The following is a 25,663-nucleotide window of genomic DNA, read 5'->3' on the forward strand; positions in this document are numbered from 1 at the left end:
CGCCGATAGCCTGTCGGGGACGAAAGGACACGACATGCTGGAGATGCGCCCGAACTGCGAGTGCTGCGACCGTGACCTGTCGGCGCAGGACGCATCCGTGCTTATCTGCTCGTTTGAGTGCACGTGGTGTGCGGATTGCGCTGCGGGGTTCGCCGGGGGTCGCTGTCCCAACTGCGGCGGGGCGTTGAGCAATCGACCGACCCGAGCGCTGGAGAAGATGGCAGCCAATCCCGCGTCGACCGAGCGGGTGTACAACCCGGACTGCCTGTCGACACGCGAAGTGGTTACCGTCGCGTAATAGACTTTCAGGCGCTGCGGATTGCCCCCGTAGCTCAGGGGATAGAGCAGGAGCCTTCTAATCTCTTTGTCGCAGGTTCGAATCCTGCCGGGGGCACCCAGCGGCGTCCCGGGGACGCGTTATGCGGCCTCGGCGGAGATTTCCCACACAATGATGCCGGCGCCGGCCCGGGTTGCGTGGACGTCGGCGCTGTGGCCCCGATCGCGCCGGCACTCCACCAACTCCGACGACGGCGTGATGTGGGGCTCGCGGCAGGACTGACCGTAGGTCGTGTAGTCCATTTCGAGTAGAAGCAATGCGTGATCTGACATGGGGCTCACCATTCGAGGTAGCGGCGGGGACCACAGCGCTGCCTCGGACGACTGGCACCAGGGTCCTCGACCTGGGACGAGGTTCCTTCCGCCGGCCTCAGCGACGACGAGCATGAGAAGTGCCGACCCGCGTCACCGCCCATGAGGAACTTTAACCCGCATAGGCATGGTTTAACCACTGAAATCCCAGTTTTCGCACGGGACGAATACTGGGATTTCAGTGGTTGACGGCTAGTTGTCGTCGTCGGTCTTTTCCGGATCCGTGCGCTGGCGAACGGTTCCCGCGGTTACCGGGGGAGCGTATTCCTCGTCAGAGAAGTCGGTCACAGGTGTGGTCGCAGCCGGGGTGTCCTGGCGAGCCAGCGGCACCGGGAAATTCGGGGCGGGCATGCGCTCCGGCTCGGCTGCGGGCATCGCGAAAGCCGACGTTGTCTGCGGAACGGGCGAGGTGTATTCGCTCGTCTCGGTCGCCGCTGCCGCGGGCGGGGGCGTCCACGAGGGGGTGAGGGGGTTCGGTGCCGTTGCCGGCTTTGTAACGGCAACTGTCTCCGTCTCTTCCGCCGGGACGGGCGCGGAAGCAGGCGTCACGTCGGCGACGGGCATCGCAGTGGTCGTGGCACCGGTCGCCGGAGTGGCATCTCCATCGACCTGGTTGGCGGCCCACTTCTGCTGCTTCTCGACCAGCGTCTTGTCGGCATTGGCGTCTTCGTATCGCCACTGCTCGAGGTCGTAGGCGAAGAGCTTGCGGGCACGCTTCGGCTTGTTCTGCCACTCGAGGAGGCGGTCTCGGTACTCGACGAAGGTCTGCTCGGCCTGGAAGCTAAAGTTCGCCGAGTTCTTCTTCATCGTGGCAAGTTCGTGCGCTGCCCAGTCGGCGGCCGCGTTCGTTCCGTTGACAGGGAGCAGTCGAATGCGGATGTCCGACTCGCTGAGCTGGCCGTCGACGCGCTGCTTCTCGTCACCGCCGAGGGAACTCCAGACCGTCGCCTTGCGACCGGCACCAATGAGAGCCATGACCGCAGCTGCTTTCAGCTCGCGGTCCTGGAACTCGAGAAGGCGTTTTGAGGATGCGCGTGCGATGAGCGACGCGATGAGGCCGGCGACGACGATCGCGATAAACGGGAGAATTGCACCCGAGATCACGCGCCATCCGTCGTCGGAGGAGAGCCAGGTCACAAAATCATTCCACCACTGCATGAGTCGCACAGTACCCCCGGACGGGGATACCGCAGCGTAGCTCGACCCGAGTGTTGTGATCTGCTACAGAGATCAGTTGAACCGGAAGCAATCGATCGCGTCGTCGATGTCCCAGAACTCTCCGAGCGGCAGTGAGCGGGCCGCTCCCGTCAGCATTCGCTTGGCCCGATAGCGACGGTCGCCGCCCTCAATAAATCCTTCGACGTAGCCGAGGACCTCGCCTGAGGTGCGGGTGACCCGCCACAGGTCGTTGTGCAACTGCACCATCGCAATGCCGGTGCGAACCGCGGGAGCTGTCGTCCCGGGAAAATCCAAGAGTGTCATGGTGTTCTTTTCGAGTGTGTAGCCGGCCCAACGGTTAAGGACACACTCAGATTAGAATCAGCCACCGACATCCGCTTCCCGCGGTTCGTGGCGGAATTTAGCGCAGGCTCGTACCGTCCACGGCGAACGGCTCGATCGCGGCGATTTCGTCTGCCGTCAGCGGAGCGCTGGACAGTGCTCCGACGTTGTTTTCCAGCTGCGCGACGCTGCTTGCACCAATCAGGGCCGACGTGACCTGCGGGTGACGAAGCACCCAGGTCAGAGCCAGCTGCGCGAGGCTTTGGCCACGATCTGCCGCAATGGAGTTGAGCGCGCGCACACGCTCGAGGTACACGTCGGTGATCTTCTCGGCACCCAGCCACCGACCCTCAGCAACGCGGGAGTCGGACGGGATGTTCCCGTCGATGTAGCGATCGGTGAGGAGGCCCTGTGCCAACGGGGAGAACACGATGCTTCCCGCGCCGATCTGATCGAGCACCGGGAAGAGGCCGTTTTCGATGTGGCGGTCGAACATGTTGTACCGCGGCTGGTGGATCGTGAGCGGGATGTTGTGTGCGGCGAGAGCCTTCTCGGCGGCCAGCGTCTCTTCCGGACTGTAGTTCGAGACACCCACGTACAGAGCCTTGCCCTGCTGGACGGCGGTAGCCAAGGCTCCCATCGTTTCTTCAATGGGAGTTTCCGGGTCGGGACGGTGGGAGTAGAAGATGTCGACGTACTCCAGGCCAAGGCGGCCAAGGCTCTGGTCGAGCGACGCGAGCATGTACTTGCGCGATCCCCATTCACCGTAGGGCCCCGCCCACATGTCGTAGCCAGCCTTGCTGGAGATGATCATTTCGTCGCGATACGGACGGAAGTCCTCCGCGAACACGCGGCCGAAGTTCGTTTCCGCGGATCCGGCGGGAGGGCCGTAGTTGTTCGCCAGGTCGAAGTGGGTGATGCCCAGATCGAAGGCACGGCGCAGAATCGCCCGCTGGGTGTCCAGGGGCCGGTCGTGGCCAAAGTTGTTCCAGAGCCCAAGAGAGACAGCGGGCAGCTTCAGCCCACTCTTTCCCACGCGCTTGTAGTCAATAGATTCGTATCGGGCTTCTTCGGCGATATAAGGCATATCGACAGCTTATTGCCGGGCGTCCGCCGGGGAATGGCTGGGCGCCGCCTGATGTTCTTGTAGGAGGTACCTGAGGTACCTCCCCACCTAATGAAAGTAGGCTTTCGCCATGCAAACATTCGTTGTCGCCGGTGGCTGTTTTTGGTGTCTTGACGCCGTCTATCGCACGCTCAAGGGCGTGTCTGATGTCGTGTCGGGTTACACCGGCGGCCAGACCGTAAACCCCAGCTACGAGGCCGTGTGCACGGGTCGCACCGGACATGCCGAGGCCGTCGCCGTCACATTCGATCCCGAGGTCATCCCCGCCGAGGTCATCCTGGACGTGTTCTTCACTCTTCACGACCCCCGCCAGCTGAACCGTCAGGGCAACGACATCGGTACCCAGTACCGTTCGGCCATGTTCTACGCGGATGACACGCAAAAGGCTGAGTTCGAGGCGGCGCTTGCCCGTGCCTCCGAGTACTGGGATGGCGGACTTGTCACGGAGATCGCACCGCTGGGCGAGTATTACGTGGCCGAGGACTACCACCAGGACTTCTTCGCCAAGAACCCCGCCCAGGGGTACTGCCTCGCCGTTGCGCTTCCGAAGGTCAATAAGATCCGTAAGTCCTACGCGGAGTACGTTCTCGCGTCATAATCCCGGTCGGTGGGCTCCTTCCGTTGCAGAATAGTCAGTGCAACGGAAAGGAGCTCAATGATGAGCGACAACTCGGTAATCAGCCAGACCTGGGTGGCCTCGGGGCCCGCCGGGGTCATCGCCTCGGTGCATCGCATCGAGGAGGGGTACACCTTCAGACTTCTTGGTGACAAGGAGCCTCGAGGGATTTTCCCCACGATCGAGGTGGCGAAGAACGCCCTCTACTCGGCGTTGCCGCCGGGCAGCGATTGGCCGGACTTCACCGAACACTAGCCCCGCCAGCGTCATCGCGTGTGGTGACCGGAGCTTGTCCTCCCCACCGCGTCCAACGCCGATCCCCTCCACCGATGGAGGGGATCGGCGTTTTCTTATGCGCCCTGGGCCAAAGCTGAGGGGCACAGGTTCGGCGCGGCCATCCCGGCACGAGCGCCGCGCCGAACCTCGTCGCGTTGACCACAATCCAGGGAGGACCCCATGTCAGACAGCATCACCATCACGGGTATCGTCGCAACGATCCCCAACGTCATCGAAACTTCGCAGAAGCTGTCCATCGCGAGTTTCCGGCTGGCATCAACCCACCGAAGGTTCGATCGCTCCACGGGAGCATGGGTCGATGGAGACACCAACTGGTACACCATCACGGCGTTTCGACACCTCGCCACCAACATCGCTGCGTCCTTGCGCAAGGGAGAGCGGGTCATTGTCAGCGGCAGGCTCAAGATTCGCGATTGGTCGGCGGGCGATAAGTCTGGGACCAACATCGAAGTCGAAGCCGAGTCCCTTGGCCATGACCTCAGCTGGGGGACGACGACGTTTACCCGCGTAAGCCGAGCCGCTGCGGCGGTCGCGCCGCCCGCGTCATCAGAGTCGGGCCCCTCGACGGATTCAGAGCCGGATGAATTCGACGATATGGGCGCGAGCAGCCCGGAGCGAGGTCCCGATGGCGAAGCCACGGCGGCCACAGCTGAGCTCTCACACGCCACGGGAGGGGAGGACAGTCCCTTCTGACCGTGCAGCGTTTGTCCCGGATCCCACTCTAGAATCGCCCTTGGAAGGACGCATGTGCGGCCTTGCGGAAGGGTCTAATCCATGCGCGGTATATCCGGCGGACGTCTTGGTGTGAGTGTTGCCGCCACCGTTGGTGCCATCGCGCTGCTGTCGGGGTGCACGTCCGTCACTCCGGATCCCGCGCCAACGACGAGTGCTTCCGCCCCAGCGTCAGCGGGAGCCACGCCCTCGGCGTCGGCGACTCCGCTGGCACTTGACCCGCTTGGATCCGCGGACGACAACCTTGCTTACTTCGAGTCGGTCATGTCCTCGTATTTCACCAAGAATCCCAGCGCCAAAGGTAAGGCGATCATCGATCACCTGGCGAGCCTGGGATTTGCGAAGGACCACATGGAGGTAACTCCTGACAAGACGGCGGTGGGCCTGGACGCCGACAACATCGAGTTCTCGGTCAAAATCAACAAGACCTGCCTGGTCGGTCAGACCGGGATTGTGCATTTCCACGCATTCGCTGCCCCGCTGCTGGCGAGCAACACCTGTCTGATCGGTAAGACGCGCGCCATAGACTGGTAGGCATGGCCGAATATGTGTACTCGATGGTCCGCGCCCGAAAGGCAGTGGGCGACAAGCTCATTCTCGACGATGTGACTATGTCATTCCTCCCGGGGGCGAAAATTGGCATTGTCGGCCCCAACGGCGCCGGTAAGTCAACCATCCTCAAGATCATGGCCGGGCTGGATACTCCCAGCAACGGCGAAGCACGACTGAGCCCCGGCTACACCGTGGGCATCCTGATGCAGGAGCCGGAGCTCGACGAGAGCAAGACCGTGCTCGAGAACGTGCAGGAGGGCGTCGGCCCGATCAAGGCGAAGGTCGATCGTTTCAACGAGATCTCCCTGGCAATGGCCGAGCCCGATGCGGACTTCGACGCCCTGCTGGCCGAGATGGGCGTTCTGCAGGAAGCAATCGATGCTGCCGACGCGTGGGACCTCGATTCCCAGCTGGAGCAGGCAATGGACGCCCTGCGCACCCCGCCCGGCGACTACTCCGTGGCAAACCTGTCCGGTGGAGAAAAGCGACGCGTCGCGCTCACCAAATTGCTGCTGCAGAAGCCCGACCTCTTGCTGCTCGACGAGCCCACTAACCACCTCGATGCGGAGAGTGTTCTCTGGCTCGAGCAGCACCTCGCGAAGTACCCGGGCGCCGTGCTGGCAGTCACTCACGATAGGTACTTCCTTGATCACGTTGCGGAGTGGATCGCCGAGGTCGACCGCGGACACCTGTACCCGTACGAGGGCAACTACTCGACCTACCTGGAGAAGAAGGGCGCTCGCCTGGAAGTCCAGGGCAAGAAGGACGCCAAGCTGGCCAAGCGTCTGTCGTCCGAGCTCGAGTGGGTGCGGAGCAACGCAAAGGGCCGCCAGGTCAAGTCGAAGGCTCGCCTGGCGCGCTACGAAGAGATGGTCAACGAGGCAGAGAAGACGCGCAAGCTCGACTTCGAAGAGCTCGTAATCCCCGTGGGCCCGCGTCTCGGAGCTCAGGTCATCGACGCGAAGAACCTGAAAAAGGGCTTCGACGAGCGAGTCCTGATCAATGGCCTCAGCTTCACGCTTCCCCGCAACGGAATCGTCGGAGTGATCGGTCCCAACGGTGTGGGAAAGACCACGCTGTTCAAGACCATTACCGGACTCGAGCCCCTGGATTCCGGGGACCTGAAAATCGGTGACACCGTCGACATCTCGTACGTCGATCAGGATCGTGGCGGCATCGACCCCAATAAGACTCTCTGGGAGGTCGTCTCCGACGGTCAGGACTACATCCAGGTCGGAAAGACCGAAATTCCGTCGCGCGGCTATGTGTCACAGTTCGGATTCAAGGGTCCCGACCAGCAAAAGAAGGCGGGCGTGCTTTCCGGTGGAGAGCGCAACCGGCTCAACCTGGCGCTGACGTTGAAGCAGGGCGGAAACCTGCTCCTGCTCGACGAACCGACCAATGACCTGGACGTCGAGACTCTCGGAAGCCTCGAGAACGCGCTCCTCGAGTTCCCCGGTTGCGCTGTGGTCATCACTCACGATCGGTGGTTCCTCGACCGCATCGCGACGCACATCCTCGCGTACGAGGGCACGGAAGAGAACCCGTCCAACTGGCACTGGTTCGAGGGCAACTTCGAATCCTACGAAGAGAACAAGATCGAGCGCCTCGGGGCGGATGCCGGCAAGCCGAACCGTTCCACCTACCGCAAGCTCACCCGCGACTAGCAATCTGACGGGGCGTGACGCCAGTGCGGCGCCGCGCCCCGTCGGATGACACATCAGGCGGAGTGTCGGTGCCGCCATCGATCAGGGGAGCAGCATGACGCGACTCAATATTCAGATACCGCTGCGATGGTCGGACTTCGACGCGTACGCACACGTCAACAACGCTGAGATGCTGCGTCTTCTCGAGGAGGCCCGCATCCAGGCGTTCTGGCGGCCGGACGCCGGTAGCGCTCCGGGAGCGGCAACGGCGATTCTGGATGCCCGCCCCGGTGCCGAATCGATCGGGCTGATTGCCCGCCAGGAGATCGAGTACCTCGCTCCGATTCCGTACATGCGCCAACCCATCGACATCGAGATGTGGATTGGGAGGATCGGCGGCGCCAGCCTCGAGATCTGTTACGAGTTGTATTCTCCGATCGGCGTCACCCCTCGCGTGCTGTTCACCCGCGCTGCCACCACTCTCGTGATGGTGACCGCGGCGACGGGTCGTCCCCAGCGGATCACTCCCGACCTTCGTGACGCGTGGGCTCCGTACGTCGAGGAACCTGTAACCTTCACCAAACGGGGCTGACCTGCGCGAAACGCGGGAGCTTCGTGACACTCCGTCGCGGTCGAGGTAAAAAATATGGCCTCCTGCGGCCAATGACCGGATTTGTCCATAACCGAATCGCGACTTCGACCGACACTGGATAGCGAAGACCGTCTCACGATGACGGTCTCGAATCTGGTTGAGGATGATCATGTCGCAATCGCACGCCCGTCGTTTCGAGCGCACCTTCGTGCCCGCCCCGAAGACGCCCGAGGTTCCCGCCCAGGAGATCGACCACACGGTGATCACCCGCGTCTCCGCCCTCGGTGAACCGTTCAATGACCGTTTCGGTGACGGACGTCGCACGAGCTCGATGCGCGACGGTGACGGCGATTCCCGCCAGCGCGGCCTCGGCATTTATGGCTCGCCTGATCGCCGGTTCGAAGCCCGCTGATTCGCCCACAGCTTTCACGCCGCGCGCTCCGCGCCGGCGCAAGAACGCCCCGCCCTCATCTCTGTGAGGGCGGGGCGTTCTCGCGTTTTAGGCTGACTAGCCCTGGCGGGTCTTCATGCGCGGGTTGAGGCGGTTGATCACGAAGGTGCGTCCACGGCGGCGCACCACCTGGGAACCGGGAACCTGCTTGAGCGTGTGGAGCGAGTTGCGAACCTGCATGGCCATCCAATCGTATTGAGAACTATTCTCTATAACCGGAGTTAGCCGCGCAGTATTCCCTTGGACGGACTGATCAGACGCCCGCGCCACCCAGATCATCGGGAGAGTGGATGCCCCGGGCTGGGGTGCGATCCCGAGAGCTCTGCGAACCCGTCAGTCGGGTTATCCCACGGGTCACCAGCACGGCGCCGAGCGCGACCAGCGCGCCCGAGATGATGATCGTCAACACCCAGGCGAGAGCGCGCCAGGCACCCACGCCCACGGACAGCTCCGAGACGGTGGTCAGAAGCGTGGCAATGCCGACGATGACCGCGACCGCGCCCCACACGACGAGAAGAATGGGGTTGCCGCCGCGGGAGCGTGCTGCCGGAGTCGCGGCGGCCGCGGCCGTTGTTGCCTGTGGGAGCGCCAGCGTCGGCGCCACGGAGGCGTCGGGGACGAGGAGACGATGCACCCGGGCAACCTCGTCGTCCGAGAAGTTCTCCAGGCGCAGCCAGCCCGCGCCGATGCCGGGGTGTCCGTAGTAGTACACGCCTTCGTATTCCGTCGGGCGCGGGGCGAGCGGGAAGATCTGGCGTGCGACAGACTCCTCGAGCGGCGCCATGGGGAAGGGCGTGTACGGCATGGTGAACTGGCGCACGTCGGGGGTGCCGTTTGCGTCGTGGCTCTGGAAAATGCCGATGCGGCGGCTGAGATCGGCGGGGGAGTACTGCTGTGTATCGGTCATTCGCTTGGTACCCGGACCATTCCTTCTTGGGCGACGCTCGCGATCAGAGCGCCATCACGGCTATAGATGCGACCGAGGGACAGGCCTCGACCGCCTTTCGCATTCGGAGACTCCTGCACGTACAGCATCCACTCATCAACTCGGGAAAACCTGTGCCACCACATCGCGTGGTCGAGACTCGCGGCTTTCAGGCCCGGCGTTCCCCACGCGACACCGTGTGCACGCATGATGGGTTCGAGGATCGAGTAGTCGCTCGCGTACGCCAGCGCTGCGCGGTGCAGATTCGGATCGTCGGGCATCGGGCCGATCGCCTTGATCCACACGGCCTGGTGGGGCACGTGCGCCCCCTCCACGCTGAAGTAGATGGGCGAGGGAACGTGTCGCATGTCGAACGCGCGCTCGGTAGCCCAGTAGTGGGCGATCGGGTGGTCAACACCCTCCAACGATTCGGCAGCACTCGGCAGCGTTTCCGGGTCCGGGATTCCCTCGGGCATGGCCGTCTGGTGCTCGAGTCCCTCGTCCTCGTCCTGGAACGAGGCGATGAGGGACAGGATCGGCACGCCCTTCTGGTACGCCTGTGTTCGGCGCGTGGAAAACGAGCGGCCGTCGTGGATCCGGTCTACCGAGAAGGTGATCGGCAGTGTGACATCCCCGGGTCTCAAAAAATAGCCGTGCATGGAGTGGATGATCCGGTCGGCGTCAACCGTGCGCATGGCGGCCAACAGGGACTGCGCAAGCACCTGCCCGCCAAAGACTCTGCCCAGCGGTTGCCACTGGCTCGGACCGGTGAAAATGTCTTCGGAGGTGCGGGCACCGGTGTCGGTGAGATCGAGGGCAGCCAGCAGTCCCGACAATGGGTCACTCATGCCCTGTAGTTTAGATCGCAGATGAGCCCCACATTCACTCTCCAAGATGCCCTCTCCCTGCGCGACCTGCAGGTTTTCCTCGGGCGCGCCATGCGCGTCGAGGACGGTTCCGTGCGCCTGATTGCCGCCAATGGTGTTCTGGCGGTGTATGTCGCGGTGTTCTATCCCATCGGACTGCTCGACCAGGCGCCCACGGTGCTCGGTCTGCGCACGTTCGAGGTGTTCAATACCGACGATTTCGATGCCGTTGTTCCCGTTCGCTCGCTGCTCGAGCGGGTCAACCGCCTCGAAGAATTGGTGACGGATGACACGGAGCCGGTCACTGTGACCCTGCCGCTCCAGGTCAACACCGTCACCTGGGCCGCGATCTCACCGCCGCGTGGCGGCTGGGTGACGTTGCCCCCGGCCCGCGCCGAATTAATGGCGACGGTAGCCAAGGCCGGGATCGAGGAGGTCGCCGAGGCTGTGCCCACCGGCACCGGTGAACAGATCGTGCACCGGGTGCGCTCCGAGGTGTGGGGTCGCGAGATCGAGGGGCTCGAGCACGTGCCCGCCGGTGGCGCGTTCGCCGCCCTGTCGCTGGGATTCCTCGGGTCCGTGCCATCCGTCGCCATCTTCGAGACCGGTCCGTGGACCCGGCTCACCACGCCTCTTGGACACGTGCTGATCAAGCGCCGCGCCTGGACGCTCGCCCGCTAACGACGGAGCCTCACTGCTGCGGTGCTAGAGCCCCAGCGCCATTCGTGTGCCAAGGGTCAGCATGACCAGCGCGATGATGACGTCAAGCACCCGCCACGACGCCGGCCGGGCGAAAAACGGACGCAGAAGCCTCGCCCCGTAACCGAGCGAAAAGAACCACAGGAAGCTACCGGCGATGGCTCCCGCAGCCCACCACCAGCACTCGTCCACGCCCTGCTGGTTCGCGACGGAGCCGAGGAAGATCACGGTGTCCAGGTACACGTGGGGATTGAGCCAGGTCAGGGCGATCATGGTGGTGATCGCCACGCGGGTGGTGGTCACTGTCGCCGGGGTGTCCGTCACGAGTGCGGCGGGGCGGATGGCACGGACCGCCGCGATAACTCCGTACACCAGCAGAAAACCCGATCCGACGATGCGAATCACGATGAGTGCCATCGGCGCCGCGGAGATGATCGCCCCGATGCCGAGAACGCCGGCCACGATCAACACCGCGTCGGAGAGTGCGCAGATCAGCACCATGGGCAGGATCGACCGTTCGCGCTTTTCGATCCCGAGGCGCAGGAGGTACGCATTCTGGGAGCCGATCGCGACGATCAGCGAGAGCCCGGTGCCCAGCCCGAAGAGTGCGGGCAGGAGGGTCGTCGCGAAGCTCATGCTGCAACCGTAGGAGGCGTTCATTGTTCAGTACAGCTACAGTTTCTTACGATACCTAAGCGAGGCTAATGATGGCATTCCAGCTCGACCAGCTGCGCACGTTACTCGTGCTCGTCGAAGAGGGAACCTTCGATGCGGCCGCGGGGCGCCTCCGCGTGACGGCGTCCGCCATCTCCCAGCGCGTGAAGGCGATGGAGCAGGCCGCCGGGCAGATCCTCGTGCAGCGAACTAATCCCGTTGTCGCCACCGCCGCGGGCGACATCGTGCTGCGCCTCGCGCGACAGGTGCAGGTGCTGGAGCACGACACCGAGACCGAACTCGCCCGTGGCATCCACCAGGGCGGACGCGTGTCGATAGCCCTGGCCGTCAACGCCGACTCCCTCGCCACCTGGTTCCTCGAGGCTCTCGCGGTGCTGACTCCCACCGTGGACGCGGTTTTCGACCTGGTGCGGGACGACCAGGAGCACACGACGGCCCTCCTGCGCTCGGGAACGGTCATGGCCGCGATCACCTCGACCGCGGAGCCGGTGCAGGGCTGCACGTCCACCCCGCTGGGGATCATGCGGTATCGCGCGGTGTGCTCGACGGCCTTCGCCGACCGGTGGCTGACTGGCGGCGTGCCGAAACGAACGGATGCCCCGGAGATCCGGGCCCGGTTCGCCGACGCGCCCGTGGTCAACTTCGACCGCAAGGACGAACTGCAGCACGACTTCCTGCGAACGGTCATGGGAATTGCCGCGCGACCGCCGCGGCACTACGTGCCCACCTCCTCGGATTTTGCCCGCGCGGTGGTGCTCGGACTCGGGTGGGCCCTGCTGCCGGAACAGCAGTGCCTCGCCGAACTCCGCAGCGGGGCGCTGATCGAACTCGCACCCGACGACCCCGTCGACGTCCAGCTCTACTGGCAGCGATGGAACCTTCCCTCTCCGCTTCTGGATGAAATCTCCGCGGTCGTTCACGAGACGGCCAGGGGCAGCCTTCTCGCTCTCTAGGGCGTGTCACCGCCGCTAGGGTGAGAGGGATCATGCTCTCCACGTCCCCACCCGCGCACACCCCGACGCCGTCGTCCATCTTCGGGCGTCAGCTGCTGCCGGTCACGATCGGCATCATCGCGTTGGTGTTCCTTGCGGCGTTTGAGGCGCTCGCGGTGACGACGGTGATGCCCACCATCAGCGCCGCCCTCAACGGGCAATCCCTCTACGCCGTGGCATTCGCCGGTCCCCTCGCCATCGGCGTCGTTGGAATGGTCGCCGCGGGCAACTGGTCGGACCGCTCGGGACCCGTGCGCGTGGTCCTCACCGCCGGTGCGCTCTTCATCGTCGGCCTGGTCATCGCCGGAACCGCGACAAGCATGCAGATCCTCGTCGTCGGACGCCTGATCCACGGCCTCGGCGGGGGAGCCGTCAGCGTCGCGCTCTACGTCGTGGTCGCCCGCATCTACCCGCAACAACTGCACCCGAGGATCTTCGCCGCGTTCTCGGCCGCGTGGCTGGTGCCTGCCCTTGTTGGTCCATTCATCGCCGGTGTCGTCGCCCAGTACTTCGGCTGGCACTGGGTCTTTCTCGGCGTCGCTGCGCTCGTTCCCGTCGCCGTCATCCTGCTGGCGCCGGCGCTGCGCACGATAGCAAGCGGCGAGCAGCCAGGTCGCCCCGTCGTGCCCTGGCAGCTCTCCCGCACGGCGTGGTCACTGGCGGCCGCCGCCGCTGTCCTCGCCGCCTCTATGTCGGCTCAGCTGACCGGGGCGCTCATGTGGGTGTGCGTCGTGGGGTCGTTCGTGATCGCCGCCGTTGCCGTGCGACCGCTTCTTCCGGCGGGCACCCTCACCGCCCGGCCGGGTCTGCCGGTGGTGATCGCCGTTCGCGGACTCATCTCGGGCGCCTACATGTCGGCGGAGGTGTATCTGCCCTACCTCCTCACCGGTCACTTCGGGCTGTCCCCATCCCTCGCGGGACTGGCACTTACCACCTCCGGCGTGACCTGGGCGGCGGCGTCCTGGGCGCAGGGCAAGTACCCGCATCTCCTGTCCGACCGTGGGAGCATGCGGCTGGGGTCCTCCCTCGTCGTGCTGGCGATCGTCGCGTCTGCGCTGACCTCGCTCTGGGATTTGTCGCCGTTGGTGTCGATTCTCGGCTGGGCGCTGGCCGGCGGCGGCATGGGCATGCTGGCGCCCCGCCAGAGCGGCCGCGTGCTTCGCCTCTCGTCCCCGGAAGCCCAGGGCTTCACGTCATCGGCCCTCCTCATCGCCGACTCCATCGGGGCCGCTCTCGCTCTCGCGGCCACGGGCGCCGTCTTTGCGGTACTGACCTCCGCCGGCGGCACCGTCGCCTATACGGGATCCTTCATCCTCTCCGCGCTGCTCGGTGTGAGTGCGTTTCTCGTGGCGGGTCGGGTTCACGACCGCTAGCGCCGAAGCTCCCGCCCGGGGCATCCGCTGTCCCGCGCGTCACCCACCGAGGGCCGCCGCCGATCGTCCCGCTGTGCGTCCGGTGAAGAGGCATCCGCCCAGGAAGGTGCCTTCGAGCGCGCGATAGCCGTGGATGCCTCCGCCGCCGAAGCCGCTCGCCTCACCCACGGCGTACAGGCCCGGGATGGGCTCGCCATCGGCGCCGAGCGCGCGCGCAGCGAGATCGGTCTCGATGCCTCCGAGGCTCTTGCGGGTGAGCACGTGCAGCTTGACCGCTATCAGCGGGCCGGCCGCCGGGTCGAGGAACCGGTGCGGAGTGGCTACGCGGATGATCTTGTCGCCGAGGTACGTGCGCGCCTGACGCACGGCGGTGATCTGTGCGTCCTTGGAGAACGAGTTCGCAATCTCCCTGTCGTGCGCTTCGATCTCGGTGCGCACGCGGGCGGTGTCGATGGTGACCTCGGGGGAGAGCCCCTGCATGCCGGCGAACAGCTCGTCGAGGGTATCGGCGACGACAAAATCGGCACCGCGGTCTTTGAAGGCCTCGACCGGACCAGGAGCGCCCGCGCGAACCCGGGCGGCCAGCAGGCGCAGGTCCCTGCCGGTGAGGTCCGGGTTCTGCTCGCTGCCGGACAGCGCGAACTCCTTCTCGATGATCTTCTGGGTGAGGATGAACCAGCTGTGGTCATACCCGGTGTGCCGCAGATGCTCGAGGGTGCCGAGGGTGTCGAACCCCGGGAACAGGGGTGCGGGGAGGCGCGCACCCGTTGCATCCAGCCACAGGCTCGACGGCCCGGGCAGAATGCGGATGCCGTGCCTCGCCCACACGGGGTCGTAATTGGTGATGCCCTCCACGTAGTGCCACATGCGGTCCTGATTGATGAGCCGGGCGCCGGCGGCCTCCGCGATGGCGAGCATGCGCCCGTCGACGTGTGCGGGGACCCCACTGAGCATGTGGGCTGGCGGAGTTCCGAGACGCTCGGGCCACACCGAGCGCACCAGGTCGTGGTTGCCCCCGATGCCGCCGCTCGCCATGATCACCGCCGCGCCACGCAGCTCGAAGTCGCCGGCGACATCCCTGTTGCTTGGGGCGCCGCGCTCCGCGTCATCCGGAGCCAGGATGGCGCCGCGCACACCCACGACGGTGCCACCCTCGGTGACGAGCTCGTCGACGCGGTGGCGGAACCGGAGGTCCACGAGTCCAGTGGCGACGCCCTCGAGTACCCGCTCGATGAAGGGCCCCACTACGCCGGGCCCGGTGCCCCACACAATGTGGAATCGCGGCACGGAGTTACCGTGCCCCGTTGCTGTCGATCCGCCGCGCTCCGCCCACCCCACGATGGGAAAGAATTTCACCCCGCGGTCGCGCAGCCACTGGCGCTTCTCACCGGCGGCAAATTGCAGGTACGCCTCGGCCCAGCGACGCGGCCATTCGTCGTCGTCCCGGTCAAATCCGGCGCTCCCGAACCAGTCCTGGCGGGCCAGTTCGATGCTGTCCCGCACGCCAAGTCGGCGCTGTTCCGCTGAGTCAACGAGAAAGATTCCCCCGAACGACCACCACGCCTGTCCGCCGAGGCCGGATTCCGGTTCCTGTTCGAGGATGACGACGGGTTTGCCCGCGTCAATGATCTCCGCGGCGGCAACGAGGCCCGCGAGACCGGAACCGATGATGACGGTGGGTGCAGTGGTGGGTGACATCCGGACTCCCTTGTCCTTCGTGACGACTGCTCAGAGAATAACCGAGCGGATGCCACGGAGAGAAGGGCGACCGGAAGCGGAGGACTCGGCGCGGCTGGACGGATGCGCCGCCGTCAGCTCGCTACGGCCGCGCGCGAGCCTGAGGATCCGGTGACGATGTCGGCCGCGTTGTCGGCGATCCACTCCATGAGCGGGAGGAGGCGCTCGACGACGTCGTGCCCCCGATCGGTGAGGGAGTAATCGACCCGCGGTGGGATGGACGGCTGTGCCTCGCGGTTGATGAAACCATCCGCTTCCAGCGTCTTAAGCGTCTGGGCCAGCATCTTCTCGCTGATGCCCTCCACAACGCGCCGCAGCTCTCCCCAGCGGAGCGTCTCTTCCGACAGTGCGACGAGCACGAGCACGCCCCACTTGCTGGTCACGTGGTCGAGCACGGTGCGGGAGGGACACTGCGATGGCAATATTCCGTCGGTGAACCCGAAACCCTGGCGCTGTGTCACGTAACTAACCTTCATGTGGGTACCTTACCTAAAAGTGGGTACTGCGTGATGGGAAGTTACGCGGCGCGGGCCCGGTTACAGCTGGAGTACATCCACGAAAGGAACATCTCCATGTCTATTGTCGTCACCGGTGCCACCGGCCACCTCGGTCGCCTCATCGTCGAAGGTCTGCTGCGCGATGGCGTTGCCCCGTCGGACATCGTCGCCGGAGGCCGCAACCTCGCGAAGCTGAGCGATCTGGCCGAGCGCGGCGTGCGCGTCGCGACCATCGACTACTCCGACCCCGCGACCCTCGACGCCGCATTCGCGGGCGCCGAGAAAGTAGCCCTGGTCTCCAGCAGCGAGGTGGGCCAGCGTTTCCCGCAGCACACCGCCGTCATCGATGCTGCCGCGGCAGCCGGAGTTTCCCAGCTCGTGTACACGAGCGCACCCGCCGCCGACACGAGCGCGCTGATTCTCGCCCCCGACCACAAGGCGACCGAGCAGTACCTGCGGGCGTCCGGTGTTCCCTTCACCATCCTGCGCAACGGGTGGTACACCGAAAACTACGTGGGCACCGTGCAGCAGGCTGCCCAGACCGGAACCATCGTCGCCAGCGTCGGCGAGGGCAGGGTCGCCAGCGCCGCCCGTGCGGACTACGCGGATGCCGTTGCCGCGGTCCTCACGACCGACGGACAGATCGGCAAGACCTACGAGCTCTCCGGAGACACTGCCTGGGACTTCACCGAACTCGCCTCCACCGCCGCCGAGCTGCTCGGTCGTGACGTCGCCTTCGTGTCCGTGAGCACCGACGACCACGTCGCCGGAATGATCGGCGCGGGACTCGACGAGGGCACGGCCGGTTTTGTCGCCGGGCTCGACACGAACATCCGCGACGGCCTCCTGGCTGTCACCACCGGCGAGCTGCGCGAGCTCATCGGCCGCCCGACGACCTCCCTCAAGGACGGCCTCGCCGCCGCGCTGTAGTAGCCGACGGCCGCGCCGCACGGAAGGCACTTGAGCCCAGGTGCCCGAGGGTGTCTGATGGAGCGTTATGACGCTGAAAATCAATCACATCACGTTCGACGCGGCCGATCCCTACGGTCAGGCGCAGTTCTGGGCAGCCGCCAGCGGCTTCGCCGAGGACCCGGATGACCCGAATCTCCCCGACAACGACGAGACCGCGCTGACCTCTCCCGATGGCGTCACTACGCTGCTGTTCATTCGCGTGCCCGAGGGCAAGTCCGTGAAGAACCGGGTGCACCTGGACGTCGCCCCGGTGGAAGGCACCCGTGACGCGGAAGTGGAGCGGCTGTACGAACTCGGTGCCACCATGATGGATGACCGGCGGCTGCCGGACGGTCGCGGGTGGGTCGTCATGCAGGATCCGGAGGGAAACGAGTTCTGCGTTGAGCGCGGCGAGATGGAACGGGCAGGCATTCAGGTCTAGCCCCAGCGGTACCCGCTACTCGTCGAAGGTGTTCACCATCGCGTGCGCGGCGCGGTCAAGGTACGCCCACATCGTGGCGTCGTGCAGCGGCGACAGTTTCAGCTCGTCGAGGGCGGCGCGCATGTGCAGCAGCCATCTGTCGCGGGCGTCCGGGTTGACCTTGAACGGCATGTGCCGCTGACGCAGCCGTGGATGGCCGCGTTCCTCGCTGTAGGTTCCGGGGCCGCCCCAGTACTGCTCAAGAAACCCGGTGAGGCGCTGGATGGCACCCTCGAGGTCTTCCGCCGGGTACATCGGCAGCAGCACGGGATCACTCTTGATGCCCTCGTAGAAGGAGCGAACGAGTCGCTCAAACGTGGGGCGACCGCCCACCTGCTCCCAGAAATTGCCCTGCACTGATTCGCCGCTCTGGCTCATGCGGAGTGTGACGGGGTTCGGCTCGCTCATTGGTCGGTGCCTTTCGGTGCCCGGGGAGCGCGCGGGGCGCGGGGCGCCCGCGGCGACTTCGGATCTTCTGTCGTGACGGTGGGGTTGGGGCGCGTCCGTGGCGGCCGGGCGCCCTTGATGCTGTCCGCGCCGTCAAACCCGGCGAGAACGACGGCGGACAGCGACGGCAGCTTGATGTCCATCTCGTCCAGGGCGGTCTTCAGCGCCGCCCGCAGGACACGCGCAACGTCGTCCTTCGTGCCGGGACGCGTCTTCACCACGAGCCGGATGACCACGTTCGAATCGGAGATCGACTCGATGCCCCAGACCTCCGGGCGCTCGAGGATTCGCGAGCGCCACTTCGTATTGGTGGCAAGGTCCATCGCCGTGGAGAGCATCCGCTCCTGCACCGCGACAACGTCGGCGTCGTACGGTACGGCGAGATCGATGATCACGCGCGACCACCCCTGCGACATGTTGCCGACCCGCAGGATTTCGCCGTTGCGGACGAACCACACGGTGCCGTTGACGTCCCGGATCTGCGTGATCCGGATGCCCACGGCCTCGACAACTCCCGTTGCCGGCCCGAGGTCGACAACATCACCGACGCCCAGCTGGTCCTCCGCCACCATGAACAGGCCGTTGAGAACGTCCTTGACGATGTTCTGGGCGCCGAAACCGAGCCCGGCCCCGAGGGCCGCGGTCACGAGGGCGAACGAGCTGGTGATGCCCGAGTCGATAGTGGTGACGATCGACAGGGTAGCGACGATGACGATCACGGACGTGACGATGTTGTTGAGAACGCTGCCGAGAGTTCGGGTGCGCTGCACGGTGCGCACGGCGTTCATGGGGGACGAGGTCAGCAGCGCCTGCGTGTCATCAATGCTCTGACGCTTCTTCACTCCGTTCACCACGCGGGAGACGACCCGGTCGATCACGAATCGCAGAACCCATCGAATCGCGATGGCGATGAGGACGGTGCCGATGATCTTGATCGGCTTTCCCCAGATGTTCATGAACGCGGTGAAGCCCGCCCAGAAGTGCGCCCAGTCTGTTGCAGTCATATTCGCACCAGTCTATTCGGGCACCTCTGAGCGGGCTCAGAACGGCCTCCGCAAGGGGCGGGCGTTACACGTCCCTGCGCTTGAGGAGCACGCTCGCCAGAACGAGCAAGACCACGACCCAGCCAACCAGGACGAGCCCACCCTGCCAGTTGCCGAGGCTCACGATGCCATCGGTCACCGAGTTGGGGGCGCCGTAGGAGAACATCTTCCGGCCCGCCTGATCGGGCAGGAAGAAGGCAACGTTCTGGAGCCACTTCGCATCGATGAGGACACCAATGAGCTGGATCACGCCGGGCAGCACGAGGACGAGCCCGAGCGCTGCCGCGATACCGCCGGCGCTGTTGCGGATGATCGCCCCGATGGCCAGCGCCATCACTCCCAGAAGCGCCAGGTACGTGGCGCCGCCGACCAACGCGAGCCAGTAATCTCCGTCGCCGAGGTCCGGATAGACCCCCGACGGTGCGAGCAGTGCGGCGGCGAGGAGCGAGGTGACGAGGATCGACACGGCGGCGACCACGAAGGTCACGACACCGAAGACGATCACCTTGGCGTAGAGGGCGGGGAGACGGCGGGGGACCGCGGTGAGGGTCGACCGGATCATCCCCGTTCCATATTCGCCGGAGATGACCAGTACCCCGAGCACGCAGGCGACGAGCTGGCTGAAGCTAATCGCCGCCGTGGACGCCTGCAGCACGATGTTCTGCTGGACCGCCTGCGGGGCGCCTTCCTCTCCGGTGTTGAGCGCCACGAGAACGCCGACGGCAAGGGTGAGGAAGGCGAGGATCTGGAAGCACCAGACGGTGGAGCGCAGGGTGCGCAACTTGATCCATTCGGAGCGCAGAACGCCGCCGAAGGTCAGGGTGGACAGCGTGGCCGAGTCGCGGGCGGTAACGGTGGTCATCGGACGTCCTCCGTCGGAGTGGAAGGGGTGGGCGAAGCGGATGCCCCGGCGGGGGTACCGCCGGCGTGGTACTCCACCACGTCCTGGGTCAGGGAGAGGTAGGCGTCCTCGAGGGAACCAACGGCGGGGGTGAGCTCGTGCAGCACGATGCCGGAACGAGCGGCGAGTTCGCCGATCTGCGGCGCCGTGAGGCCGTTGACCTCGAGCAGCGACGGTTCCGCGCTGGTGACTGTCACGGCGTCGGTGCGCATGAGCTCGGTCAGTCGGGACGCGTCGGGAGTGCGGACGCGCACCGACGTACCGGTGGCCAGGGCGATGATGTCGGCGACGGGGGAGTCGGCGATCACCTTGCCCTTGCCGAGAACGATGATGTGGTCGGCGGTCTGGGCCATCTCGCTCATGAGATGGGAGGAGAGAAAGACGGTGCGGCCCTCGGACGCGAGGTGACGGGCCAGCTGGCGCACCCAGATGACACCTTCCGGGTCGAGACCGTTGACGGGTTCGTCGAGGATGAGGGTGGCGGGGTCGCCGAGCAGCGCGGTGGCGATGCCGAGGCGCTGGCCCATTCCCAGCGAGAAGCCACCGACGCGCTTGCGGGCGACGCTGTCGAGGCCGGTGAGGGCGATGACCTCGTCCACGCGGGAACGCTTGATGTTGTGGGTAGCCCCGATGGCGAGCAGGTGTCCGAGCGCACTGCGGCCCGTGTGGACGGCCTTCGCGTCGAGCAGCACCCCGACCTCGCGCAGGGGAGAGCGGTGCTCGGCGTATGGCTTGCCGTTGACGGTGACGCTGCCGGCCGTGGGACGGTCGAGCCCCACGATCATGCGCATGGTGGTGGACTTGCCGGCCCCGTTGGGACCGAGGAATCCGGTCACCATGCCGGGTTTGACCGAGAAGGTGATTCCGTCGACGGCGGTCTTGGCGCCGTAGCGCTTGGTGAGACCCTGGGCTTCAATCATGAAAGATTCCTCATGCGCCCGAGCCTAGGGGGAGCGATATTGCCGTGTCACGGTGTGGAACGACGTGACTCGTTATTGGGGGGTTAACCCCCACCGGGGATGTCCGCGAGTGCGGGACATCCCCGATGGAGGTGATCCGTGGTGCTGTGGTACCGGTGTGTCGTTACTTCGCGTCCCGCGCCTGCGCGAGAAGGGCGCGCTCGACGCCGGCGAGGTTCTCGATCACGAGGCGGCGCAGCGCGGGCACCTCGGGGTTTGCGTCGAGCCAGGCGCGCGTGGCATCCACCAGGTCCTGCGACGCGAGCGCAGCAGGGTAGAGGCCGACGATGAACGTCTGGGCGATGGCGTAGCTACGCGACTTCCAGATGCCATCAATGGCAGCAAAGTACGGGGCAACCATGTCGGCGAGGGGCGCCGGGTCGTTCACGTGACCGTAGCCGAGCGTGATGTTGCGCACGATGGCGTTGGGCAGCTTGTCGCTGTCCGCCATCGAGTCGAACGCCGCAAGCTTGCCCTCGGTCGTCGTGATGGTCGCGCTCGCGCGGGCGGCGGCCTGCTGGCCGTTTGCGGTGGTGTCCTTCGCCAGGGCTGCCTCGATCTCCGCCGTGCCAGCGGCGCCCGTGAGCACCAGGCCCTCGAGCAGCTCCCAGCTGAGGTCCGTGTCGATCTCCAGTCCCGGCAGCGTGATGGAACCATCGCGCAGGTGGGCGAGCGTCTCCGCGTGCTCCGGCATGGAGGCGAGCGACGCGAAGAACTTCACGAACTGGAACTGCGCGTCGGAGCCGGCCTCGGCGTTCTGCGCGAGCTCCCAGAGGGTGTCACCGATGAGGCGGATCGTGTTGGCACGCTGCGCGGGGGCCACGTACATGCGGGCGACGGTGCCGAGCTGTCCGAGCGTGGTGCGCAGCGTCGTGCTCTCGGTCTCGGTCGCGATGTTGCTGAGCACGAGGCGCACGTAGTCGCTGGGCGATGCCTCGCCGTCGCGGGTGGCATCCCAGACGGCACCCCAGACGATCGAGCGGGCGAGCGCGTTCTCGATGCCGGCGAGGTGCTCGATGGCCGTCTCGAGCGATGCGTCATCGAGGCGAATCTTCGCGTAGGCGAGGTCGTCGTCGTTGAGCAGCACGAGGTCGGGCTTGGTGAGTCCCACCAGCTCGGGAACCTCGGTGCGCTCGCCGTCGATATCCAGCTCGAGGCGGTGACTGCGGCTGAGCACGCCGTCGGCCAGCGTGTAGAACCCGATGGCAAGGCGGTGCGGGCGGATCGTGGGGTAGTCGGCGACCGCGGACTGCTCGACAGCGAACGCGGTGATCGTGCCCGAGGCATCCGTCTGGATCGATGGACGAAGCGTGTTGACGCCGGCCGTTTCGAGCCACTGTGCCGACCAACCGCTCAGGTCACGTCCGCTGGTGATCTCGAGCTCGGCGAGAAGGTCGGACAGCTCGGTGTTGCCGTACGCGTGCTTCTTGAAGTACGCGGCGACACCGGCGAAGAACGCGTCGATACCCACCCAGGCGACGAGCTGCTTGATGACCGAGCCGCCCTTCGCGTAGGTGATGCCATCGAAGTTGACCTGCACGTCTTCGAGGTCGTTGATGGTGGCGACGACCGGGTGGGTGGACGGCAGCTGGTCCTGGCGGTACGCCCAGCTCTTTTCCATGGCCTGGAACGTGGTCCAGGCTTCGGTCCACTCGGTGGCCTCGGCGGTGGCGATGGTCGATGCCCACTCGGCGAAAGACTCGTTCAGCCAGAGGTCGTTCCACCACTTCATGGTGACGAGGTCGCCGAACCACATGTGGGCGAGCTCGTGCAGGATCGTGACGACGCGGCGCTCCTTGATGGCGTCGGTCACCTTCGAGCGGAAGACGTAGGTCTCGGTGAACGTGACGATGCCCGCGTTCTCCATGGCGCCCGCGTTGAACTCGGGAACGAAGAGCTGGTCGTACTTCTCAAACGGGTAGGCGTAGTCGAACTTCTCCTCGAAGTAGCCAAAGCCCTGGCGGGTCTTCTCGAAGATGTAGTCGGCGTCGAGGTACTGGCTGAGTGACTTGCGGGCGTACAGGCCGAGGGGGATGACCCGGCCGTCGCGGCTCGTGAGCTCGCTCTCGACCTTGGCGTAGGGGCCGGCAACGAGTGCCGTGATGTAGCTGGAGAGCACGGGGGTGGGGGAGAACGACCAGACGGAGCGGGTCGCGTCCAGCATCTCCGGCGCGGGAGTCGGCGAGTTGCTGACGACGGCCCAGGCGCTCGGCGCGGTGACCGTGAACTGGAACGTCGCCTTCAGGTCGGGCTGCTCAAACACCGCGAAGACGCGGCGGGAGTCCGGCACTTCGAACTGCGTGTAGAGGTAGACCTCGTTATCCACCGGGTCGACGAAGCGGTGCAGGCCCTCACCGGTGTTGGTGTATTCGGCGTCGGCGACGACGGTGAGCACGTTCTGCTCGGCAAGGTTGTCGAGCTGGATGCGCACGCCGTCGCTCACGACGCTCGGGTCAAGCGAAACGCCGTTGAGGCTGACCGAGTGCACGGTACGGGTAATGGCATCGATAAAGGTGGATGCCCCGGGGGTCGCTGCAAAGTTCACCGTCGTCGTCGCGGCGAACGTCTCATCTCCGGTCGTGAGGTCGAGGTTGACGCTATAGCTCGTCACGGTGACGATTGCCTTGCGTTCCTGGGCCTCGATACGGGTGAGGTTTTCTCCTGGCACGGGTTTTGCTCCTTCGCAGCGGGGATTATGTCCGGGGTTCAGCCTAAACCGCCCGCAGCCCGCCCAAATGCGGCCGTCTCGGGTGCTACCAGGTGGAGTCGCCGCGGATCACGGCATCGCTGCCGCCGTCCACGAACACGACCTGCCCGCACAGGTGGCTGTTCTCTTCTCCGGCGAGCCAGGCGAGCAGGCGGGCGGGCACGATGGCGTCGGCGAACCCGCCGAGGGGCATCGGGACGCCAGCGCGGGTCTGCTCGCGACCTTCCTCTGTCGCGAGCAGACCAGCGGTCATGGGGGTGATGATCACACCGGGGGCGATGGCGTTGAGGGGGATTCCGGCGCCAGCCCAGTCATCGGTGGGTGCCGTCCTGCGGATCCACTGCGCGAACGCCCGCTTGGTCGAGGCGTAGATGCGTCCGCCGGTGACGTCGCTCTCGATCTCCGAGGCGCGCAGCAGGGCGGCCGGTTCATCCATTTCCCGCATATCGTCGACGAGCTCGGTGTCGACGGGATGAAGGCTGGCCATGGATGCGACGCCGACGGCACGGGGAGCGGGAGAACCTGCCAGCAGTGGGCGCAGACCCTCGAGCGTCGCGATCATGCCGAAGTAATTGACGCCGACGGTGGCGCAGCTCTCCGCCGCCAACCCCGCGATGGCGAGAACTCCGTCGATGGTGCCCCCGCTGATGCGGGCGACCTCGGTGACAAGCTCATCGCGTCCCTCGGGGGAATTGAGATCGACGGTCACGTCAGCGTCGTGAAGATCGACGCCGATGACTGTTTCTCCGCGGCTCGTGAGCAGCTCGGCGGTGGCCTTACCGATTCCCGAAGCGGCTCCGGTGACAACGTAGGTGCGGGTCATGATGGGTCTCCCTTCGCGTCCGGGCGGCACTGCCCGAATGGTGGGCTGAGCCTAGCTCAGGTCACCATTCGAGCACCATGGACTGACGCGTCGGGGTGACGAGACGAGGTCTACGAGCGGGCGTTGGTCGGAATCCGTGACGGGAGGATTTCCGTCACGCTGACCGCGGGCTCAAGGATCTCGGTGGTCTCCTCAATCACGGACGTGAGAAGGCGCACGAGACGGTCGCCCCGGTCGACAACACACGCTTCCGCGATACCGATCACCGATGCACGCAGGATGGCCTCTTCGTTGATGGCAACCGGGCGCGGCCTGTCGACCGCGTCGTCGGCCTCGAAGGCTCTCGCCCACGCCTCGGCTTCCGGTGCGCTCACAAGCGCGGCACGCACGGTATTCAGCGTGCGCTCCGACACCGGATCGGAGTACGCGGCCAGCAGTCGCTCGCAGCGCAGCAGTCCCGCCGCCAGCGCACGCTGACGACTCTCGCTGCAGATCGGCAGCGCGCTCGCCGCGGCGAGGGACGAGACCACCAGGGGAACCCGTGGATCGTTGCCGACCAGCCCGACGACCGATGGAATCAGTTCGGGGAGCCGCGCACGGGCCTGATCCGACGTCACGTCGTTGACGAGACGGGCGAGGGCCGCAACGGAGGGGTGGGTGCAGGACGGATGATCGCTCCAGCGAAGTCCGGCCAGATAGGACGCGTATTCCATGAAGCACGCGCCACGGCGAGGGCTGCGGTGCCGTCCCGGTGAAAGGACGGGCATCAGTAGTTCGGTGTTAACCCCTTGCATGAGGGCCTCCAAAGACTCGAAACCGGTGGTTCCCAGTGTGCGCTTCGTTTTGCATCTAATCCAGATGCAATCCGTGATTTCACCTCGATCTTGGTGATTCCACCAAGCGGTCACACGTGGGGGTCCCTCGGCTTCTAAGCTGAGGTAATGCGCATTCACATCGCGACCGACCATGCGGGTCTCGAATTCAGCCAGGATCTTCAGAAGCACCTCGCGGAAGCGGGGCACGAGGTCATCGACCACGGACCGAAGACCTACGAGCCGCTGGACGACTACCCGAGTTTCTGCATCAACGCGGCCCGTGCCGTTGTCGCCGACCAGACCGCAGGCATCGAGGCGCTCGGAATCGTGTTCGGCGGCTCAGGCAACGGCGAGGCCATCGCCGCCAACAAGGTGACCGGCGCGCGCGCCGCCCTCGTCTGGAACATCGCGACCGCGAAGCTCGGCCGCGAACACAACGACGCAAACCTGATTGCCATCGGCGCTCGCCAGCACCCCGTCGAGGACGTCATCGAATTCATCGACACGTTCATTGCGACGCCCTTCACGCACGAAGAACGTCATGTTCGCCGCATCGCCCAGCTCGCCGAGTACGAGACGACGGGCTCCATCACGGGTCACGAGATCTCGTAG

Annotated in this window: 31 protein-coding genes and 1 tRNA gene; 15 read left to right on the plus strand and 17 right to left on the minus strand. The window is 65.5% G+C overall.

Going from position 1 to position 25,663, the window contains the following annotated elements:
- Positions 1-43: 43 nt before the first annotated feature.
- The gene (locus HB677_RS07315; protein WP_255546392.1) at positions 44-298 is read left to right on the plus strand and encodes a DUF1272 domain-containing protein; all 255 of its coding nucleotides are present in this window, start codon (positions 44-46) and stop codon (positions 296-298) included.
- 23 nt (positions 299-321) lie between these two features.
- Positions 322-394: transfer RNA gene (locus tag HB677_RS07320), tRNA-Arg, on the plus strand.
- Between the two features lie 23 nt (positions 395-417).
- Here the strand turns inward: HB677_RS07320 and HB677_RS07325 are convergent.
- The 4 genes from HB677_RS07325 to HB677_RS07340 all read right to left on the minus strand — a co-directional run bounded on the left by HB677_RS07325 (position 418) and on the right by HB677_RS07340 (position 3,235).
- Entirely contained in the window at positions 418-609 is a 192-nt protein-coding gene (locus HB677_RS07325) for a hypothetical protein (protein ID WP_213815033.1), read from the minus strand.
- Between the two features lie 231 nt (positions 610-840).
- Complete coding sequence (locus HB677_RS07330) at positions 841-1,806, minus strand: hypothetical protein (protein WP_213815034.1); 966 nt, start codon at positions 1,804-1,806, stop codon at positions 841-843.
- Positions 1,807-1,878: 72 nt separating this feature from the next.
- Positions 1,879-2,130 (minus strand): hypothetical protein, encoded by a 252-nt coding sequence (locus tag HB677_RS07335; protein WP_213815035.1) that lies wholly within the window; start codon positions 2,128-2,130, stop codon positions 1,879-1,881.
- Between the two features lie 97 nt (positions 2,131-2,227).
- Positions 2,228-3,235, minus strand: coding sequence for an aldo/keto reductase (locus HB677_RS07340; RefSeq protein WP_213815036.1), 1,008 nt, complete (start codon positions 3,233-3,235; stop codon positions 2,228-2,230).
- Positions 3,236-3,344: 109 nt separating this feature from the next.
- Between HB677_RS07340 and msrA the strand changes: the two genes are divergently transcribed.
- The 7 genes from msrA to HB677_RS07375 all read left to right on the plus strand — a co-directional run bounded on the left by msrA (position 3,345) and on the right by HB677_RS07375 (position 8,121).
- Positions 3,345-3,872, plus strand: coding sequence for a peptide-methionine (S)-S-oxide reductase MsrA (gene msrA, locus HB677_RS07345; protein WP_213815037.1), 528 nt, complete (start codon positions 3,345-3,347; stop codon positions 3,870-3,872).
- Between the two features lie 57 nt (positions 3,873-3,929).
- The gene (locus tag HB677_RS07350) at positions 3,930-4,145 is read left to right on the plus strand and encodes a methyltransferase (RefSeq protein ID WP_255546332.1); all 216 of its coding nucleotides are present in this window, start codon (positions 3,930-3,932) and stop codon (positions 4,143-4,145) included.
- Between the two features lie 201 nt (positions 4,146-4,346).
- Positions 4,347-4,880, plus strand: coding sequence for a single-stranded DNA-binding protein (locus HB677_RS07355; RefSeq protein ID WP_213815038.1), 534 nt, complete (start codon positions 4,347-4,349; stop codon positions 4,878-4,880).
- Between the two features lie 81 nt (positions 4,881-4,961).
- Entirely contained in the window at positions 4,962-5,453 is a 492-nt protein-coding gene (locus tag HB677_RS07360) for a hypothetical protein (protein ID WP_213815039.1), read from the plus strand.
- 2 nt (positions 5,454-5,455) lie between these two features.
- Positions 5,456-7,138 carry an energy-dependent translational throttle protein EttA gene (gene ettA, locus HB677_RS07365; RefSeq protein WP_213815040.1) on the plus strand — a complete coding sequence of 561 codons (1,683 nt, stop codon included), beginning with the start codon at positions 5,456-5,458 and terminating at the stop codon, positions 7,136-7,138.
- A gap of 94 nt (positions 7,139-7,232) precedes the next feature.
- Complete coding sequence (locus HB677_RS07370) at positions 7,233-7,709, plus strand: thioesterase family protein (protein WP_213815041.1); 477 nt, start codon at positions 7,233-7,235, stop codon at positions 7,707-7,709.
- A 169-nt stretch (positions 7,710-7,878) separates the two neighbouring features.
- Entirely contained in the window at positions 7,879-8,121 is a 243-nt protein-coding gene (locus tag HB677_RS07375; RefSeq protein ID WP_213815042.1) for a hypothetical protein, read from the plus strand.
- A gap of 96 nt (positions 8,122-8,217) precedes the next feature.
- Here HB677_RS07375 and HB677_RS07380 read toward each other — a convergent pair whose 3' ends face one another.
- From HB677_RS07380 to HB677_RS07390, 3 genes are all read right to left on the minus strand, one after another.
- A complete protein-coding gene (locus HB677_RS07380; RefSeq protein ID WP_213815043.1) occupies positions 8,218-8,340 on the minus strand; it encodes a ribosomal protein bL36 in 123 nt (40 codons plus the stop codon).
- A gap of 73 nt (positions 8,341-8,413) precedes the next feature.
- The gene (locus tag HB677_RS07385) at positions 8,414-9,067 is read right to left on the minus strand and encodes a hypothetical protein (protein ID WP_213815044.1); all 654 of its coding nucleotides are present in this window, start codon (positions 9,065-9,067) and stop codon (positions 8,414-8,416) included.
- Positions 9,064-9,933: an acyl-CoA thioesterase II gene (locus tag HB677_RS07390; RefSeq protein ID WP_213815045.1), complete on the minus strand. Its 870-nt coding sequence runs from the start codon at positions 9,931-9,933 to the stop codon at positions 9,064-9,066. The genes HB677_RS07385 and HB677_RS07390 overlap by 4 nt, the downstream gene beginning before the upstream one ends.
- 21 nt (positions 9,934-9,954) lie before the next feature.
- Between HB677_RS07390 and HB677_RS07395 the strand changes: the two genes are divergently transcribed.
- Complete coding sequence (locus HB677_RS07395; RefSeq protein WP_213815046.1) at positions 9,955-10,632, plus strand: hypothetical protein; 678 nt, start codon at positions 9,955-9,957, stop codon at positions 10,630-10,632.
- A gap of 24 nt (positions 10,633-10,656) precedes the next feature.
- On the opposite strand, the gene HB677_RS07400 is transcribed toward HB677_RS07395, so the two are convergent.
- The gene (locus HB677_RS07400; RefSeq protein WP_213815047.1) at positions 10,657-11,286 is read right to left on the minus strand and encodes a LysE/ArgO family amino acid transporter; all 630 of its coding nucleotides are present in this window, start codon (positions 11,284-11,286) and stop codon (positions 10,657-10,659) included.
- 68 nt (positions 11,287-11,354) lie between these two features.
- On the opposite strand from HB677_RS07400, the gene HB677_RS07405 reads away from it, so the two are divergent.
- Complete coding sequence (locus tag HB677_RS07405; RefSeq protein ID WP_213815048.1) at positions 11,355-12,278, plus strand: LysR family transcriptional regulator ArgP; 924 nt, start codon at positions 11,355-11,357, stop codon at positions 12,276-12,278.
- A 32-nt stretch (positions 12,279-12,310) separates the two neighbouring features.
- Entirely contained in the window at positions 12,311-13,690 is a 1,380-nt protein-coding gene (locus HB677_RS07410) for an MFS transporter (RefSeq protein WP_255546335.1), read from the plus strand.
- 39 nt (positions 13,691-13,729) lie between these two features.
- On the opposite strand, the gene HB677_RS07415 is transcribed toward HB677_RS07410, so the two are convergent.
- A complete protein-coding gene (locus HB677_RS07415; protein ID WP_213815049.1) occupies positions 13,730-15,388 on the minus strand; it encodes an FAD-binding dehydrogenase in 1,659 nt (552 codons plus the stop codon).
- 113 nt (positions 15,389-15,501) lie between these two features.
- Complete coding sequence (locus HB677_RS07420; RefSeq protein ID WP_213815050.1) at positions 15,502-15,903, minus strand: helix-turn-helix domain-containing protein; 402 nt, start codon at positions 15,901-15,903, stop codon at positions 15,502-15,504.
- A 96-nt stretch (positions 15,904-15,999) separates the two neighbouring features.
- On the opposite strand from HB677_RS07420, the gene HB677_RS07425 reads away from it, so the two are divergent.
- Both HB677_RS07425 and HB677_RS07430 read left to right on the plus strand, forming a co-directional pair.
- Positions 16,000-16,854, plus strand: a complete 855-nt coding sequence (locus HB677_RS07425; protein WP_213815051.1) for an SDR family oxidoreductase — start codon at positions 16,000-16,002, stop codon at positions 16,852-16,854.
- A 67-nt stretch (positions 16,855-16,921) separates the two neighbouring features.
- Positions 16,922-17,317, plus strand: a complete 396-nt coding sequence (locus HB677_RS07430) for a VOC family protein (RefSeq protein WP_213815052.1) — start codon at positions 16,922-16,924, stop codon at positions 17,315-17,317.
- A gap of 15 nt (positions 17,318-17,332) precedes the next feature.
- Here the strand turns inward: HB677_RS07430 and HB677_RS07435 are convergent, their stop codons facing one another.
- The 7 genes from HB677_RS07435 to HB677_RS07465 form a co-directional block, all read right to left on the minus strand.
- Entirely contained in the window at positions 17,333-17,734 is a 402-nt protein-coding gene (locus HB677_RS07435) for a globin (RefSeq protein WP_374193805.1), read from the minus strand.
- Positions 17,735-17,760: 26 nt separating this feature from the next.
- A complete protein-coding gene (locus tag HB677_RS07440) occupies positions 17,761-18,807 on the minus strand; it encodes a mechanosensitive ion channel family protein (RefSeq protein ID WP_213815054.1) in 1,047 nt (348 codons plus the stop codon).
- A 64-nt stretch (positions 18,808-18,871) separates the two neighbouring features.
- Positions 18,872-19,708 carry an ABC transporter permease subunit gene (locus HB677_RS07445; protein WP_213815055.1) on the minus strand — a complete coding sequence of 279 codons (837 nt, stop codon included), beginning with the start codon at positions 19,706-19,708 and terminating at the stop codon, positions 18,872-18,874.
- Complete coding sequence (locus HB677_RS07450) at positions 19,705-20,667, minus strand: ABC transporter ATP-binding protein (RefSeq protein ID WP_213815056.1); 963 nt, start codon at positions 20,665-20,667, stop codon at positions 19,705-19,707. The genes HB677_RS07445 and HB677_RS07450 overlap by 4 nt, the downstream gene beginning before the upstream one ends.
- A 163-nt stretch (positions 20,668-20,830) precedes the next feature.
- The gene (gene pepN / locus HB677_RS07455) at positions 20,831-23,374 is read right to left on the minus strand and encodes an aminopeptidase N (RefSeq protein ID WP_213815057.1); all 2,544 of its coding nucleotides are present in this window, start codon (positions 23,372-23,374) and stop codon (positions 20,831-20,833) included.
- A gap of 85 nt (positions 23,375-23,459) precedes the next feature.
- The gene (locus HB677_RS07460; protein ID WP_213815058.1) at positions 23,460-24,236 is read right to left on the minus strand and encodes an SDR family oxidoreductase; all 777 of its coding nucleotides are present in this window, start codon (positions 24,234-24,236) and stop codon (positions 23,460-23,462) included.
- A gap of 110 nt (positions 24,237-24,346) precedes the next feature.
- Complete coding sequence (locus HB677_RS07465) at positions 24,347-24,949, minus strand: hypothetical protein (protein ID WP_213815059.1); 603 nt, start codon at positions 24,947-24,949, stop codon at positions 24,347-24,349.
- Positions 24,950-25,177: 228 nt separating this feature from the next.
- Here HB677_RS07465 and HB677_RS07470 point away from each other — a divergent pair, with 228 nt between their 5' ends.
- Positions 25,178-25,663, plus strand: a complete 486-nt coding sequence (locus HB677_RS07470) for a ribose-5-phosphate isomerase (RefSeq protein ID WP_213815060.1) — start codon at positions 25,178-25,180, stop codon at positions 25,661-25,663.

The sequence above is a fragment of the Glaciihabitans sp. dw_435 genome (assembly GCF_018449675.1).
GTDB lineage: Bacteria > Actinomycetota > Actinomycetes > Actinomycetales > Microbacteriaceae > Glaciihabitans.

Coding starts and splice junctions, on each gene's coding strand:
- HB677_RS07315 (WP_255546392.1), top strand. CDS start 44: ATGCGCCCGAACTGCGAGTGCTGCGACCGTGACCTGTCGGCGCAGGAC.
- HB677_RS07325 (WP_213815033.1), bottom strand. CDS start 609: ATGTCAGATCACGCATTGCTTCTACTCGAAATGGACTACACGACCTAC.
- HB677_RS07330 (WP_213815034.1), bottom strand. CDS start 1,806: ATGCAGTGGTGGAATGATTTTGTGACCTGGCTCTCCTCCGACGACGGA.
- HB677_RS07335 (WP_213815035.1), bottom strand. CDS start 2,130: ATGACACTCTTGGATTTTCCCGGGACGACAGCTCCCGCGGTTCGCACC.
- HB677_RS07340 (WP_213815036.1), bottom strand. CDS start 3,235: ATGCCTTATATCGCCGAAGAAGCCCGATACGAATCTATTGACTACAAG.
- msrA (WP_213815037.1), top strand. CDS start 3,345: ATGCAAACATTCGTTGTCGCCGGTGGCTGTTTTTGGTGTCTTGACGCC.
- HB677_RS07350 (WP_255546332.1), top strand. CDS start 3,930: ATGATGAGCGACAACTCGGTAATCAGCCAGACCTGGGTGGCCTCGGGG.
- HB677_RS07355 (WP_213815038.1), top strand. CDS start 4,347: ATGTCAGACAGCATCACCATCACGGGTATCGTCGCAACGATCCCCAAC.
- HB677_RS07360 (WP_213815039.1), top strand. CDS start 4,962: ATGCGCGGTATATCCGGCGGACGTCTTGGTGTGAGTGTTGCCGCCACC.
- ettA (WP_213815040.1), top strand. CDS start 5,456: ATGGCCGAATATGTGTACTCGATGGTCCGCGCCCGAAAGGCAGTGGGC.
- HB677_RS07370 (WP_213815041.1), top strand. CDS start 7,233: ATGACGCGACTCAATATTCAGATACCGCTGCGATGGTCGGACTTCGAC.
- HB677_RS07375 (WP_213815042.1), top strand. CDS start 7,879: ATGTCGCAATCGCACGCCCGTCGTTTCGAGCGCACCTTCGTGCCCGCC.
- HB677_RS07380 (WP_213815043.1), bottom strand. CDS start 8,340: ATGCAGGTTCGCAACTCGCTCCACACGCTCAAGCAGGTTCCCGGTTCC.
- HB677_RS07385 (WP_213815044.1), bottom strand. CDS start 9,067: ATGACCGATACACAGCAGTACTCCCCCGCCGATCTCAGCCGCCGCATC.
- HB677_RS07390 (WP_213815045.1), bottom strand. CDS start 9,933: ATGAGTGACCCATTGTCGGGACTGCTGGCTGCCCTCGATCTCACCGAC.
- HB677_RS07395 (WP_213815046.1), top strand. CDS start 9,955: ATGAGCCCCACATTCACTCTCCAAGATGCCCTCTCCCTGCGCGACCTG.
- HB677_RS07400 (WP_213815047.1), bottom strand. CDS start 11,286: ATGAGCTTCGCGACGACCCTCCTGCCCGCACTCTTCGGGCTGGGCACC.
- HB677_RS07405 (WP_213815048.1), top strand. CDS start 11,355: ATGATGGCATTCCAGCTCGACCAGCTGCGCACGTTACTCGTGCTCGTC.
- HB677_RS07410 (WP_255546335.1), top strand. CDS start 12,311: ATGCTCTCCACGTCCCCACCCGCGCACACCCCGACGCCGTCGTCCATC.
- HB677_RS07415 (WP_213815049.1), bottom strand. CDS start 15,388: ATGTCACCCACCACTGCACCCACCGTCATCATCGGTTCCGGTCTCGCG.
- HB677_RS07420 (WP_213815050.1), bottom strand. CDS start 15,903: ATGAAGGTTAGTTACGTGACACAGCGCCAGGGTTTCGGGTTCACCGAC.
- HB677_RS07425 (WP_213815051.1), top strand. CDS start 16,000: ATGTCTATTGTCGTCACCGGTGCCACCGGCCACCTCGGTCGCCTCATC.
- HB677_RS07430 (WP_213815052.1), top strand. CDS start 16,922: ATGACGCTGAAAATCAATCACATCACGTTCGACGCGGCCGATCCCTAC.
- HB677_RS07435 (WP_374193805.1), bottom strand. CDS start 17,734: ATGAGCCAGAGCGGCGAATCAGTGCAGGGCAATTTCTGGGAGCAGGTG.
- HB677_RS07440 (WP_213815054.1), bottom strand. CDS start 18,807: ATGACTGCAACAGACTGGGCGCACTTCTGGGCGGGCTTCACCGCGTTC.
- HB677_RS07445 (WP_213815055.1), bottom strand. CDS start 19,708: ATGACCACCGTTACCGCCCGCGACTCGGCCACGCTGTCCACCCTGACC.
- HB677_RS07450 (WP_213815056.1), bottom strand. CDS start 20,667: ATGATTGAAGCCCAGGGTCTCACCAAGCGCTACGGCGCCAAGACCGCC.
- HB677_RS07460 (WP_213815058.1), bottom strand. CDS start 24,236: ATGACCCGCACCTACGTTGTCACCGGAGCCGCTTCGGGAATCGGTAAG.
- HB677_RS07465 (WP_213815059.1), bottom strand. CDS start 24,949: ATGGAATACGCGTCCTATCTGGCCGGACTTCGCTGGAGCGATCATCCG.
- HB677_RS07470 (WP_213815060.1), top strand. CDS start 25,178: ATGCGCATTCACATCGCGACCGACCATGCGGGTCTCGAATTCAGCCAG.